This is a genomic window from Paenibacillus sp. EKM206P, from assembly GCF_011066155.1.
Taxonomy (GTDB): domain Bacteria; phylum Bacillota; class Bacilli; order Paenibacillales; family Paenibacillaceae; genus Paenibacillus; species Paenibacillus polymyxa_D.
The window spans coordinates 179,624-194,573 of sequence record NZ_JAAMNQ010000009.1 but is presented as its reverse complement, the minus strand read 5'-3'; the positions used below and the strand labels follow the sequence as shown (position 1 = coordinate 194,573).

The 14,950-nt window shown below is 43.1% G+C and carries 11 protein-coding genes; 10 read left to right on the top strand and 1 reads right to left on the bottom strand.

What is annotated here, in order from left to right; genetic code table 11:
• Nucleotides 1–140: 140 nt before the first annotated feature.
• The 8 genes from G9G53_RS18560 to G9G53_RS18525 all read left to right on the top strand — a co-directional run bounded on the left by G9G53_RS18560 (nt 141) and on the right by G9G53_RS18525 (nt 8,975).
• Nucleotides 141–335, top strand: a complete 195-nt coding sequence (locus tag G9G53_RS18560; RefSeq protein WP_016820419.1) for an H-type small acid-soluble spore protein — start codon at nt 141–143, stop codon at nt 333–335.
• A gap of 18 nt (nt 336–353) precedes the next feature.
• Nucleotides 354–524, top strand: a complete 171-nt coding sequence (locus tag G9G53_RS18555) for a hypothetical protein (protein WP_165149526.1) — start codon at nt 354–356, stop codon at nt 522–524.
• 252 nt (nt 525–776) lie between these two features.
• Nucleotides 777–2,015, top strand: coding sequence for a sensor histidine kinase (locus G9G53_RS18550; RefSeq protein ID WP_029519353.1), 1,239 nt, complete (start codon nt 777–779; stop codon nt 2,013–2,015).
• A complete protein-coding gene (locus G9G53_RS18545; protein WP_029519352.1) occupies nt 2,012–2,662 on the top strand; it encodes a response regulator in 651 nt (216 codons plus the stop codon). Before G9G53_RS18550 ends, G9G53_RS18545 begins: the two co-directional genes overlap by 4 nt.
• Nucleotides 2,663–2,834: 172 nt before the next feature.
• Nucleotides 2,835–4,256 (top strand): efflux RND transporter periplasmic adaptor subunit, encoded by a 1,422-nt coding sequence (locus G9G53_RS18540; RefSeq protein WP_165149524.1) that lies wholly within the window; start codon nt 2,835–2,837, stop codon nt 4,254–4,256.
• On the top strand, nt 4,253–7,363 hold the full coding sequence (locus G9G53_RS18535; RefSeq protein ID WP_069011599.1) for an efflux RND transporter permease subunit: 3,111 nt from the start codon (nt 4,253–4,255) through the stop codon (nt 7,361–7,363). Before G9G53_RS18540 ends, G9G53_RS18535 begins: the two co-directional genes overlap by 4 nt.
• Nucleotides 7,364–7,489: 126 nt before the next feature.
• Nucleotides 7,490–7,951 (top strand): MarR family winged helix-turn-helix transcriptional regulator, encoded by a 462-nt coding sequence (locus G9G53_RS18530; RefSeq protein WP_029519349.1) that lies wholly within the window; start codon nt 7,490–7,492, stop codon nt 7,949–7,951.
• Nucleotides 7,938–8,975, top strand: coding sequence for a threonine aldolase family protein (locus G9G53_RS18525; protein WP_029519348.1), 1,038 nt, complete (start codon nt 7,938–7,940; stop codon nt 8,973–8,975). The genes G9G53_RS18530 and G9G53_RS18525 overlap by 14 nt, the downstream gene beginning before the upstream one ends.
• A 222-nt stretch (nt 8,976–9,197) precedes the next feature.
• On the opposite strand, the gene G9G53_RS18520 is transcribed toward G9G53_RS18525, so the two are convergent.
• Nucleotides 9,198–10,037, bottom strand: a complete 840-nt coding sequence (locus G9G53_RS18520; RefSeq protein ID WP_029519347.1) for a helix-turn-helix transcriptional regulator — start codon at nt 10,035–10,037, stop codon at nt 9,198–9,200.
• Nucleotides 10,038–10,225: 188 nt separating this feature from the next.
• Between G9G53_RS18520 and G9G53_RS18515 the strand changes: the two genes are divergently transcribed.
• Both G9G53_RS18515 and G9G53_RS18510 read left to right on the top strand, forming a co-directional pair.
• Entirely contained in the window at nt 10,226–13,534 is a 3,309-nt protein-coding gene (locus G9G53_RS18515) for a pectinesterase family protein (RefSeq protein WP_165149522.1), read from the top strand.
• Between the two features lie 191 nt (nt 13,535–13,725).
• Nucleotides 13,726–14,943 (top strand): macrolide family glycosyltransferase, encoded by a 1,218-nt coding sequence (locus tag G9G53_RS18510; RefSeq protein ID WP_165149520.1) that lies wholly within the window; start codon nt 13,726–13,728, stop codon nt 14,941–14,943.
• Nucleotides 14,944–14,950: the final 7 nt, after the last annotated feature.

Genomic DNA, 14,950 nt, shown 5'->3' with positions numbered 1-14,950 from the left:
TAATAACAATAATATTTATTTTTTCAAATGATATCCTTTCAAGATCATAAAAAAACATGTTGGCATGAAATATGTATAACAAATATTTACCTCGTGCATAGTAAGGGGGAACTCTACTTAGCAAGGGAGGTTTTTTCTAAGTGAATGTTCAAAGAGCGCAAGAAATAGCGTCTTCTTCCATAATGGCGAATGTGTTGTGTGATGGGCTACCCATTTATATTCAGCATGTGAATGAACAGCGTGAGACGGCACGGATCTATGCGCTGAACAACCCGGAAGAAGAACGGGAAGTACCTTTGTACGCGTTAACAGAACGAGATCAGACCCTTGAATAGAAAGGAGCGACGTGAAAAATGAAACCGAACCAACAGAAAGAGATTGAGGCAGATCATTTGAACTTTCGTGATCAGACGGATGATGTGGTCAGAGAAGTACCGTCCACAACGGATGCCAGCGAAGCTGTTGCAGCAATGACTTCACATATCAATAAATACGATGTACCAGATGAGTTGGAAGAAGAATAGTAAGTGGTCAAGCGCGCACAGGATAACCTGCTGCGTGCTTTTTATATGACGCATAACTTGGATGGTATCAAACAAAAAGTATTCAATGCCCAAACGTACAAGTGAAGCTGCCCATGTGTACGTTTTTTTCTTTTCGTTTTTTTGTAAAATAATATATAAATGATTTCTGTTCAAACTAAATGGACTAGGCCGTCATAGTGCCATTATCTCTATTAAGTCGAAAAGCCGAATTTAGAATTGTAGGAGGGAATTATGAACGATGAATTCAATGTACAGGTCCAGAATGTAGATCCGGAAATAAGTGAAAGTGAAGGTGAATTTGAGAAGAAAGATATTTCAAAAGTATTAACTATAATATGGATTTTTATAATTTATAGTGAGTCTGTCATTCTTCAACATTTGTCTAGTGGTCTAAATCTGCTGCAAAGTGTCTTATTTACTGTAATCGTCATATTACACATCCTCTTGTACTTGCATGCTCAAAGAGTTGCAAAATATTTTTCATGGGCTTATTTTGTTGTGCAAGGGGGATTGATCTTTTCAAGTGCATTTCTTCTACCTGACAGTTTCTCCATTGTGCTGGTTGGGTTAATGCCAATTTTGGTGGGTCAGAGTATAGGTATTTATTACAAGCCGCTTAAGGTCATTCTTGTATTTTTGATCTCTTATGTACTTTTTTGTGTGGCTGTGGTCTGGCATAATGATGGCAGGCAATTTGTATTGTTCATCCCGCTATTTTTTCTAATTGCAGTTGTTATAGTAGCTTATGCCATTCTTTTTCTCAAACAAGTTCAAGCACGAATCCGAACGCAAAACGTTCTTAAAGAACTTGAAATCGCACATCAAAAGGTCGAAGAACTTACAATTGCTAACGAAAGACAACGTATGGCCCGTGATCTTCATGACACGCTGGCGCAGGGGCTTGCTGGGCTAATCATGCAACTTGAAGCCATTGATGCCCATCTGACAAAGGGAAGTACGCAAAGAGCTCAGGAGATCGTCCAACAATCGATGTCACAAGTGCGAAGAACATTGTCTGATTCAAGGCGAGCTATAGACAATCTGCGTTCGAAAACCATCTCGGAAGTTGATTTTGCAGAAGCCGTTGAGGAAGAAATACAGCGATTTACAATGGCTACGAGCATTCGTGTAATCCGCAACATCAAAATTAAAGCTTCGGTTCCCAGACTGGTGTTCGAACATGGATTGTTTATTATAAGCGAGTGTTTAACCAACGTAGCGAAGCATTCACATGCGAATACTGTATGGATAAGTATTTTGGATAACGAAGGCAAGATTGAAATCGAGATTCGTGATGATGGAAAAGGATTTGATACGGATATTATTGCCAAGCAAACAGGGCATTACGGAATAATAGGTATACATGAACGTGTACGGATGCTAGGTGGAAAAATCAATATCAGCAGTATATTTCAAGAAGGTACGGCTATAAAAATAGAGGCGCCTCTTACTAAAGGAGACCTATTATGAAATACAAGGTTTTAATCGTCGATGATCATTGGGTAGTTAGAGAAGGATTAAAGCTGGTGCTGGAGACCCATGACAGCTATGAAGTGATTGGTGAGGCTGGAGAAGGTGTAACGGCTCTTAAATTGATCGAAGAACTTCAGCCGGATGTCATCCTGTTGGATTTATATATGCCGCAAATGAGTGGTTTGGAAACCATGAAGGCCCTCAGAGAAAAACAAAATGAAACGCCAGTCATTATCCTGACGACCTATAACGAAGATGATTTAATGATTAAAGGACTCTCTTTGGGAGCAAAAGGATATTTGTTGAAAGATACCAGTCGGGAAAACCTATTTCGCACGATTGAGTCTGCGCTAAGGGGTGAAACGCTGCTTCAGCCAGAAATAACAGCAAGGGTATTTGCTGCCACGAATAAGAGAGAAGCTGAGGCAAAGTCACATGAAAGAAACTTAGTTCTGACTGATAAGGAAAGACATATATTAAAGTCTGTTGCACATGGTTTTAAAAGTAAGGAAATTGCGTTTGATATGGGAATTTCCGAGCGTACCGTAAAGGCACATTTAACGAATATTTATAACAAGCTTGGTGTTGATTCCAGATCTGAAGCCGTTGCTGTTTCGTTGGAACGTGGTATTTTACAGCTTTAGAAATAATAACTGAAAATATGTTATTTATTTGCCCAGTCGTACATAAGGTGCTTGCCCCTTTGTACGATTTTTTTGTTTGTTCATTGTTATAACATGAAAAAAGGATGAAAAAGTTTACTTGACCCACGGGTTGCTGATAGCACCTTTAGAAGAGAGAATCAGGGAGGATGACATGAAGTTGAAGAAAAAAGGAATTAGGATAATGATTGCAGGGGTTGCATTAGCTATCGTAGCTTCCGGTTGCTCCAGTGCAACGGAGAACTCTGTAACAGAAGCCAGTCACCCGGTGAAAGTGGAGAAACTTGCAATGAAACCTTTGGCCAATGATTTTAATTTGGCGGGGACATTGCAGGCAAGTAATGAGGCCAATGTTTCCTTTGAAGCGGATGGACGTATATTGAGCACTATGGTTGAGGTTGGGGATTCAGTAGAAAAAGGGAGTGTCCTTGCGAAGCTAGATACATCCAATTACCAGTTGCAGCTGGATCGGGCAAAGGCAACCATGGAAAAGGCAAAGGCTGGTGTTAGCCAAGCGGAGGCTTCTGTCCAATCGGCACAAGCGGGCATTCATAGTTCACAATCCCAGGTCAATGCGGCCCAATCGAAATTGCAGGAATTGAACAATGGCGCCAAAAAGCAGGAGATAGCACAGTCTCAAAATGCGGTTACTGTAGCAACTAATAATTATAACAAGAAGAAAGCGGATGCCGCACGCTCCCAAAGTCTATTCCAGGCAGGTGCGGTATCTTTAACGGAAAATGAGAATGCGCAGCTGGAATTAGCAAACGCACAAAAAAGCTTAAGTGATGCGCAAGAGAAATTGTCTCTTTTGCTTGCAGGGGCATCCCAGGAACAGCGTGCCCAAGCTTCGGCCGGCGTAGATCAGGCCAGAGCAGGGCTGGAATCGGCTAGGGCTACTATACAACAAGGGCTAGCCAGTAAAGCTCAGGCACAGGCTACCTATGAGGATGCATTGGCTGCTTATGAACAGTCATCCTTGTCACTGAAAAAAGCGACTTTAACCTCCCCGATCACTGGTGTTGTGATTGAAAAAAAGATATCTGATGGTCAACTGGGCTCCAGTGGAAGTGAGGCATTTGTTGTCGGAAATATCAAGACTTTAAAAGTACTCCTCCCCGTACCAGACAGTGAAATCTTATCGTGGAAGAAAAACCAAAAAGTTAATATATCTCTCTACGATGAAATGAGAACAGGAACCGTCACCCAGATCTATCCATCGACGAACTCCAAAACGGGAAGCATCAATGTGGAAGTTAGCATTCCCAATCCCGAACTGAATTGGAAACCTGGTCAAGTCATCAGCGCATCTAAAAGCATAAATCAAAACGAAGCGCTTTTAGTGCCCGTAGAGGCCGTAATTAGTACGGGAAATGATCCTTATGTCTTTAAAGCTGTAAATGGAAAAGCTGTCAAAACACCGATTAAACTGGGGAAAGTGACTAATAATCAGCTCGAAGTGGTCTCTGGGCTACAGGCAGGAGATCAAATCGTTACGCAAGGAGCAGGAACCTTATTTAATGGTGATTTACTTGGGAATGGTGTACCTGGGAAATCGGAGGAGTCGTCCGAATGATTAAATATATCGTTAAAAAGCAAAAAATTACACTCATTTTCTTCGCCATGTGCATTGTGCTAGGGCTCTACAATTTTACATCGTTACCTAAACAGGAGCAGCCTGATGTTATTCCCTTGTCAGCCAGTGTTACAACCATCTATCCAGGCGCTTCACCCGAAAGAATCGAGCAAACCATTACTAAGGTCATGGAACAGAAAATTAAAGCCGTACAAGGTGTCAAAACGATTTCTTCCACTTCATCTAAAGGACAATCTAGTATAATGATAGATGCTTTTGAAGATGCGGACCCGACAAAGGTGTGGGCTGATCTTCGTACAAAGGTACAGGATGCACAGTCTGAGCTTCCAGCAGATGCGATGCAGCCCATTATTAATGATAGCATGACAAGCTCTTTCATTGGTTCATACGCGATTACTTCTGATAAAAGTGAGAATTTATACGCGTTAAATGAATTGATGAACAAATGGAAAGATCAATTAAAAACGGTCTCGGGTGTTTCGCAAGTTAATATTCAAGGAATACCAGATCAAGAAGTACGAATTAGTTTAGACACACAAAAGATGCAACAATATAACATCTCCTGGGAGCAGGTTGTTCAAGCAATCAAAAATGAGAATGAAAGAGTTCCTACAGGAAGTATGGATTTCAATGAGCGTACTTATCAGCTGACGGTAAATGCCTCTACCGATCCATCCATTCTAAATAACGTCCAGATTTCAAGCAATGACGATGGATTCCCGATATCTCTGAAGGATGTAGGGACAGCCTCACTTGTTTTTAAAAAAGCGACTAGTTATACGTATGTGAATAACAAGCCTGCTATTTCGATCAGTGTGAGCGGAGATACAGGCACAGACGTGCCAACGGTATCTAAGGCGACTACAGCCAAAATCAATGAACTTGTGAGCGGTTTGCCGAAGAATGTACATTTTGAGCTACTTTTTGCGCAAAATGATCGAGTCGATGAAATGTTTGGAAACCTGACCAAAGAGATGATCATCGCTATTATATCGGTCATTGTTATATGTACATTAGGTTTAAATTTGCTGACTTCTGCATTTGTGGCCTTGGCCATTCCTGTTTCCATCGCCATCGGCTTTATTTTCTTACCCACAACAGGAATCACGCTGAATCAAATTTCAGTCATCGGATTAATTATCGTATTAGGGATATTGGTTGATGATGCCGTCGTGGTCAATGACAACATTGAACGCCGACGCTCTGAATTTGGGGAAGATGCTACGGAGGCGGCCATTAAAGGGACGAAAGAGGTATCCTTATCGATCATTACAGCTACGCTAGCTACGGTTGCGGCATTTGCCCCGCTTTTATTCCTGCCGGGCACTATTGGTGACTTTATTAAACCGATACCTACCGTTATTTCGTTAACGATGCTGGCTTCCATGATTATGTCGTTAACAATTATTCCTATTTTCCGTCAATGGTACGATCAACGTCGTAAAGGAAAAGAGAGTAGTAAAACAGTTAAGCCACCTGGACTTCTGGGGAATCAAATACAATCTCTATCCAATGTGTATTCTAAAAACTGGATGCCTAGAATACTGCGACGTCCACTGTTAACAGCGCTTATTGGTCTTATGATGGGTACAGCAGCTTATGGACTACTTGCTGTTGTTCCCATTGAATTATTTCCGGATTCCGATCAAGCGGATGCCACGATTAGCGTAACGATGCCAGAAGGAACGTCGTTGCAGGCAACCAATCAAGTTGTAAACGAGATTGGGAGCTGGGTCAAAAAACAGCCAGAAACAGAGCGGCTGGCGGCAACGGCAGGTGGAGGAGCGCCTCAGCTGTATAGTGATGTTGCAGGCGGTCATGGTTCTGGGGGAGCGGTCAACGGCCAAATTGCTGTCGTTGGAAAAGAGGGGCTATTTGATCTCAAAAAAACAGTAGATAACTGGACCCATACGCTACAAGCTAAATATCCATCTGCATTAATCAGCATTCGTGTTCCCCAATTAGGTATTCCGGTCGGCAGTGCGGTGTCTATCCGTATTAAAGGAGAAGACATTGATAAGCTGCAAAACATGACAACTAAAGTCAAAGAAATGGTTGCGGGGACACCCGGAGCTGTAGATGTGACCGATAATATGGGTATGCAAAGCTATAATCTGAATTTCCAAATCAATCAGCAAGCCTTGGATAAATATCAGGTTAGCTATTCCGATTTAACGCGTACTTTGCTATTAATGGGTGACGGGGTGAATGTAACGGATTTTGATACGGGTAAGGAATTGCTTGATGTCAATATATACATGAACAAACCAAACCAAGATCCTGAGGTATTATTCCAACAATTAAGTGTGAACAATGCGGCACGGGAGCAAATACCTTTATCCCAATTAGCCACGATGAAACCGGACTTTTCCATCCAACAAATCCACCGTTATGATCTGGAACGGACGGTAACGATCTCAGCCAATGGAAATGGGCGTACGGCTACAGAACTCACTAATGATATCCGTAGCAAACTTACAAATACCCAGTTTGAACCAGGCTACACCTGGGAGATGGGAGGGGAAACATCTGCGCAGTCTGATATGTTTAAGGACTTGGGCAAATTAGCTGTTATTGTTATTTTCCTTATTCTCCTCTTGATCACCATGCAGTTTTACTCGGTGTCCACACCGCTCATTATTATGACTACTGTTTATCTGGCAGCGGCAGGGGGAATCCTTGGAAGTTTTATTTCAGGGATGCCCATTGGATTCATGAGTATTATGGGGATCATTTCACTTGCTGGTATCGTCGTGCGTAACGGTATCGTGCTGATAGAGTTTATTGAAGATGCGCGGCGTGAAGGCGCTGATTTAACAGACGCCATTCTAATGGCATGCTCTGCCCGTTTCCGTCCGATCTTGCTTACTTCGCTAACTGCCATTGTGGGTATGATTCCTATTGCCACAATCGGGGAGATCTTGTTCAAACCGTTGGCAACAACCATTATTTTCGGACTGATTTTTTCAACTATTTTAACATTGTTTGTAGTTCCGACGCTGTATATGGTCGTAGCTCATCTGAAGCTGAAACGGAAGCATAAGAAGCAAAAGGCTATAAATAGCGATAGTTCATTGACCTTGTAGGTAAATATATAATACAGGATCGTACATTAGGCGAGAGTCTTAATGTACGGTTTTTTTATTTCATTGACATAGTCCACAAAAATCTTTACTATAATTGTTGCAAAAGTCCACTAAATAGGGGGAGTTATGGTCAATATAGATGCTAATATCATAGCGGATATGAGGCGTTTTAATCGGTTCTATACGAATATACTGGGTGTTTTGGATAGACATGTGCTGGATAGCGGATATTCCTTTACCGAGGCCCGTGTCATTATAGAGATCGGGTTGATCGAGCCATGTATAGCGAATACTTTAGTCGAATCTCTTAAAATTGATCGCAGCTATATGAGTAGGATCATTGCTAAATTTTGCAAAGAGGGCTTTCTTGTTAAGGAAAATTCAACGTTGGATAATAGAACAAATCTGATTCGTTTGACTCCTAAAGGAAAGGCGTTCTTTAACCAACTGAATGAAAGGTCTGATGAACAAATTCTAAAATTAGTTCAAGGACTCTCAGAAGAAGAGATAAAAGAATTACATGCTTCTATGTTGTTAATTCAGAAGAAATTGGATAATTTGGAGAGGATACAGAATGATACGATTTGAATGCGACTATACCGAAGGTGCCCATGAGCGCATATTAAAGCGACTACTGGAGACGAATGATGAACAAACTCCAGGTTATGGTGTGGATGATCATTGTGAAAAAGCTAGAGCATATATTAAAGAAGCATGTGACTCCCCAAATGCGGATGTACACTTTTTGGTTGGAGGTACACAGACCAATACCACTGTTATTTCTTCTATTCTGCGTCCGCATCAAGGCGTCGTTGCGGCAGTGTCGGGACATGTTGCGGTTCATGAAACCGGAGCGATTGAAGCTGTTGGACATAAAATACTTACTTTGCCAAGCGGAGATGGGAAGATCCGGGCCGAGCAGGTACAAGATTTGTATGACGCTCACTGGAATGATGCCGCTCCTGAGCATAGTGTACAGCCCGGGATGGTTTATATTTCCCAACCTACTGAGAATGGAACGATCTATAGCAAAGCAGAGCTGGAAGCATTAAGTAGAGTCTGTCAAGAATGTGGTTTACCACTGTTCATAGATGGAGCCCGATTGGGCTATGGCTTGGTGGCCGAAGATAGCGATGCATCTTTAGCGGATATAGCACAGCTTTGCGATGTGTTTTATATTGGCGGGACAAAAATTGGAGCATTGATGGGAGAAGCCGTAGTCATTCTAAATGATACATTGAAAAAAGATTTCCGATATATGATCAAGCAAAAAGGGGGGCTGCTGGCTAAGGGAAGAATGTTGGGCATTCAATTTGAAACTTTGTTTGAAGACGGTTTATACGTTGAAATCTCCAAACATGCGATAGACATGGCCATGCTGCTTCAAAACGGATTATCTGAGCAAGGTTTTTCTTTTCAATACCGTTCTACAACCAATCAGCAGTTTCCGATTTTACCAGATCGTATACTAAAAGCATTGAGTGAAAAATATACTTACTCCTTTTGGGAAAAGGTTGATGATACACATAGTGCAGTTCGATTCTGTACCAGTTGGGCTACGAAGAAAGAAAATGTTGAATTGCTGATTCAGGATATTAAAGCGTTGCAATAATGGTCATAGAAAGAGTAATTTATAATTTTAAAGATGTAAAATGACTATGTAATAGCCATACTTCGGTGCACGCATTGCAGCGAAGTATGGTTTTTTTGTGCATTTTACTTATTCCAACGCGGCTTGTATTTAGTTCCATGAAAGAGCAAGTGGATATAAAAATGGAAAAACAAGACAAGAGCGGAGGTATAAAATTGGCGTCTAATTCTTTACACTGAATATCTACCGAACCTGCTTGCGGTACTGAAGAGGAGAGAGCCCAGTTATTTTTTTAAAGATTTTATTAAAGTGGGAAGCATGACCGAACCCGACATCCTCTGCAATATGCTGGATTTTGTCTTTGGTGGTTCGAAGTCTGGTTTGGGCCGCCCTGACCCGCACTACGCGGATGTATTCGCTGAAATGAAAACCAGTCAACTTTAGAAAGATACGGCTTAGGTAAGCTGGACTAATGAAAAAGCAGGCAGCCACTTGTTCGAGAGTTAACGGTTCATTGTAATGATCCTGAATAAAAGAAGAAATTTCCGTGATTTTCTGATGCATGGGATGGGAGGAGACAGGTTCACTACGCTCGATCGCTTCCGATCGGTGCACCAGGATCAGCATTTCCAGCAGTAAATGCTGTACGCAACGGTCATGCAGAGGCTGCTTATTCCTGCATTCGGTATTCATCTGTAGGAATAAACGTTCAACTTCCACTTGCTCTCTCGCAGGTAAGCGAAGTAACGCGGATTGCTGGTATGGCGGCAGGTCAAGAATGTCATGATCCTGCTGTGGGAGAAACGTCGGAGAAAAATGAATCAAAATGCGCTCTGTTTCCTGCAATTGCGTACTGGCGGTAGAGTGCAAGTCGTGAGGAAGGATGAATATCAGATCCCCCTTGCGAGCGGTGTATACCTTGCCATTCATAAAATAGATGCGTTCGCCTCGCAGTAAAAGATACAGCTCATAGTTCTCGTGGACATGAGGCCGGGGCATAACTGTGAAACCGGTACGATAGATGTGATGAATGGAGAATTGTTGTTCGCCAATGACATATTTATCTTCTTTCACTTCATTCATGTGCTTCTTCCTTTACAAATTAAGATAAGTAAGCGCATTCATACATCAACAGTATATATGACAACCTGCCAATGATAAAAGCAGAAAAGATTGATGAAAGGAGGTGAAGGCGCTTCTGAACGTCTCGGATCGTGTTTTTATAAAAATATGCGCTGATGTGGAAGAAAATCTTAGGGAGGAAACAGAATATGAGCAAGCAGCGTACATGGAAAAAGGTGCTATGTAACGTGGTTGTGGGTTCATTGTTGTTGACCTTGTGCCCGCCACTAATCCAAGCGGAGACTGCGGTAGGAACAGAGAACGCAAAGGGGGCAAAAGTGGCGACGGATATTCCGGCGTTTCCGGGGGCTGAGGGTGGCGGTAAATATGTTACCGGTGGACGCGGAGGTGAAGTGTATGAGGTTACCACGCTGGCAGACTACGGCAAAGGGGAGCAGATCATTCCCGGATCTTTTCGCGCAGCGGTCAGCTCCGATAATCGGACGGTCGTATTCCGGGTGGGTGGAACGATTCATCTCAAGGAGCCACTTAAAATCTTGGGAAACAACCTGACGGTTGCGGGTCAGACAGCTCCTGGCGACGGTATAACTGTAAGCGATTACACAACAGGGATTGAAGCAGATAACGTCATTCTCCGTTACCTGCGTTTCCGATTGACCGACCGTTACCCCAGTGAGGATGACGCATTGGGAGCCAGATACCATAAAAACATAATGATTGATCACTGTTCCTTTAGCTGGTCGGTGGATGAGGTACTGAGCCTGTATGACAACGTCAATACAACGGTACAATGGTCCATTGCGTCCGAAAGTATGCTAATGACTACGCACCAGAAAGGTCGCCACGGCTATGGCGGCATATGGGGTGGACGAAATTCCACCTATCATCATAACTTGTTGGCTCACAATGCAAGCCGTAATCCGCGTTTTCCAACCGATAAAAAACAAATCGACGCTGTGGAAATGACCAATAATGTCATTTATAACTGGGGATTTTTCTCCTCATACGGCGGTGGTGAAGGATCGTATAATGTGCTAAATAACTATTATAAGTATGGCCCTAACACATATGAGGGCGTTCGCGGTCAAATTTTTGTAGACGTGGGTAGTAAAAAATATAAAACACGCATCTTTATTGGTGGTAACTATATGTACGGCAATGACTCGGTTACGAAAGACAACTGGCAGCTTGGCACATCCATTGGGTCCATTATTGATCCGTCCACCCGTTTGGCGGAGCCGATTGAAGTCAGAGGGGAATACGACAACGGAATCTCACCCGATGCGTACGGTCCATATCAAGCGACAGATGCACAAACCGCATATACGGAGGTGCTTGCCGGCTCAGGAGCCACGCTGCCAAGAAGAGATGCGGTGGACGCCCGAATTATGAATGATGTGAAGAATGGAACGGGTGCATTTATTAACTCTCCGCGTGAAGCAGGGTGGATTTATGACGATTCTAACGTAACGACGACGGAGCTTTCTGACAGTGACCATGATGGAATGCCGGATGAATGGGAACGTGCCCATGGGCTGGACCCCAATAATGCAGATGATCGTAACGGTCAGGGGCTTGCCGGCACAGGGGCGTATGCTCATTTTGCCAAGGGTTATACGAATCTGGAGGTCTATTTAAATGATCTTATTGAGAAGCTGTCGAATGGAAATGAGGTGAATAATCCAGAGGCTGTCGTTCAGGTGTCGGATGCAAACGGACGTTCACTAAAGCATAACGATATTTTGGAAGCAGGCCGGGATGCGACCATAACAGCAACAGCCAAGGACAAAGATGGTATTGCTCACGTTGAATTTATCATTGACGGCAAACTTGTTGGTAAAGTAGAGACCGCACCTTATCATCTCGATTGGAATCATGTAACAGACGGTACCCATTATATTATTGTACGGGTGACCGACCGCAAGGGGAATGCTGCATTTTCCAATCCTGTTACCATTCACGTCAATACGACTGCGCCGTCGGGAAGTTGGCTCAGCGAAGAGATTGGCTCTGAGGGCAATGATGGTTATATAAAAGGGCATACTCAGGTCTTAAAAGAAGATGCAAGCGGCAGCAGTATAAGACTGAAGTCAGCGGGAGACGTTGACGGTAAGGCAGATATTTTCCATTATGCTTATCAAAAATGGGAAGGTGACACTGAAATTACAGCCCGTGTGGAACATATTACCCCAGTGGATGATAATGCCGAAGCGGGTGTAATGATTCGTGAATCGCTGAAGCCTGGATCAAAAATGGCTTTTATGTCTTTAGCATTTGTTAAATATGGCAAACAGGGTATTCTTATCAGTCGTGATCAAACGGAGGGTAAGACGAAACGTGCGTCAATGGAGACGTTTATTACAACGCCATATTCGGTTCGTCTGGTACGACAAGGACCAAAGGTTACCGGCTGGGTGTCCGCAGATGGTGTGACGAACTGGGAGAAGGTTGGTGAAACGGTTATAGATGTGCCGGATCATCAACCGCTATTGTTCGGGTTGGCTACTGATGCATCCAAACCACAAAACGATGTATGGAATTACAATACGTCGGAATTCAGCCATGTCACCATCCGCAACCTGACAGACTCAGGAGGAACTCGTCCTACTAGTGTGGTGGTAGCGACCTATGGTCCTGCTGACTTTACATCTCTCCAGGCAGCTATTGACGCAGTCCCTGACGACAGCAATACAAGGACAGTTATCCATCTCAAAAACGGTACGTATCGTGAGAAAATAAAGGTGAATTCCTCTAAGAAAAACCTGAGTATTATCGGAGAAGATCGGGATAAAACGATCATTGCTTTTGATGATACGGCCAAAACCGTGGTGGATGGAAAAGAATTAGGAACAAGCAACAGCTATACCATGCGTGTGCAAAGTCCTGATTTTGTGTTGGAGAATGTCACGGTTGCCAATACAGAAGGAACCGGGCAGGTGCAGGCTGTAGCGTTATATGCCGAAGGCGATCGTGGTAAGTATCACAATGTCAAAATTACCGGCCTACAGGATACGTTGCTTGTGAACCGTGGCAGACAGTATTTCAAGGACAGCTACATCAGTGGCAGTGTAGATTTTATATTTGGCAATGCACCCGCTGTGTTTGATAATTCGATCATACACAGCCTGCGTGCCGGATATGTGACAGCAGCTTCAACAGAAGAGAACAAGCCGGGCTTTGTATTTATTCAATGTCGTCTGACAACAGAAAATGGCTTGACAGGCAAGGTGGATCTCGGACGGCCATGGCGCCCTTACGCTCATGTTACTTTTTTGAAGACCTATATGGATGACCATATCAAGCCGGGCGGCTGGAATAATTGGGGCAAGGAATCCAATGAGCAGACCGCAAGATTTGGAGAGTTTGATAACTTTGGACCAGGTGCAGGAAGTAGCGAACGTGTACCTTGGGCCAAACAGCTTACTGCCGATGAAGCAAGCCAGTACACCGTTGAAGCTGTTCTGAGTGGACCAGATCATTGGGATTGGCGTCTTTAAATTTGATGTTCAGTGGTTAAGCGGGGCAAGCGCTTCTAGCGTTCAGCCTCGCTTATTTCTATCGTTTGAGTGGAGGATACATATTTAATTTTTAGGTATTTAAAATACTTGTTTATATGGTAAATGTTTGCTATGTTAAAAGTGCATTTATTTCAAATTGTAATTTATTTTTGATTTTGGAGGTGTAACGTATGGCACGTGTGTTAGTAGTGATCACGCCTGCTGAAGGCCATGTTAATCCGACACTAGGATTAGTGAAAAGGTTGGTAGACAGTGGGGAGGATGTTGACTATGTGTGTACGGAAGAATATCGTACGAGAATTCAACAGACAGGAGCGCAGATGATCACCTACCCTTTTGTGGATGATGCTTTTTCCAAAGACTCTGATTTAAAGCCAGCAGAATACAAACATCATTATCAATTTGTATACATGATGGTAAAAGGTATGATTCTTCCGATTATTCCAGAGGTTTTGAGAGTTATTGAAAACAGAACCTATGATTATTTAATCTATGATTCTTTGATGGGTTGGGGAGGCACGATTATTGCTGAGAAGCTAGGAATTCCTGCTGTATGCTCTATCGCTTCTTTTGCTTTCGTAGAGCCATTGGGATCGGGGCAAGGCATAAATGACAATGATCCGGAGGTAAAAAAGTTATACACGGCTACGATGCAAATAACGCATCAACTAGCTAATGAGCTTCAGGTTGACGCTCCGGCTATAGAAGAGATTGCTCCTCATGGCGGACACTTAAGAATCGTTTATACAAGCCGCTATTTTCAACCGCAAGCCGAAAAACTGGATCACAGTTTTATTTTTACAGGTCCTTCTATTGTACCGCGTAAAGATGCTCCTTCCTTCCCGTTCGAACAACTTCGTGTTCTGCATCCACAGGCGGTGTACATTTCAATGGGTACTATTTTGAATAAAGACTTGGAATTTTATAAGCTTTGTTTTGCAGCATTTCGCGATTTGCCTGTGCAGTTTGTGCTGTCTTCAGGCAATTATACAGACATGGAGCCATTGGCCTCGTGTATACCTGACAATTTTATAATCAAGCCTTATATTCCGCAATTGGAAATGCTCCAGCATGTGGACGCTTTTGTTACACATGCGGGGATGAACAGTACAAGTGAAGCACTGTATTACAATGTGCCGCAGGTCATGATTCCTTTAACATCGGATCAGCCCATCGTAGCTAGTCGGGTGCAGGAACTGGGAGCGGGTGTTGTTGTGGATAAAAATGAGCTTACACCCGCTAGTTTGAGAGCTGCCTTATTAGAGGTATTGAGTCATCCAACCTATAAAGAACAGGCTCATGTGATTGGCGAATCATTACGCCAGGCTAGTGGGTACAGTCATGCGGCAGATACAATCATGAGCCATTTCTCCACCATAGAAAAATAAGCGGCAG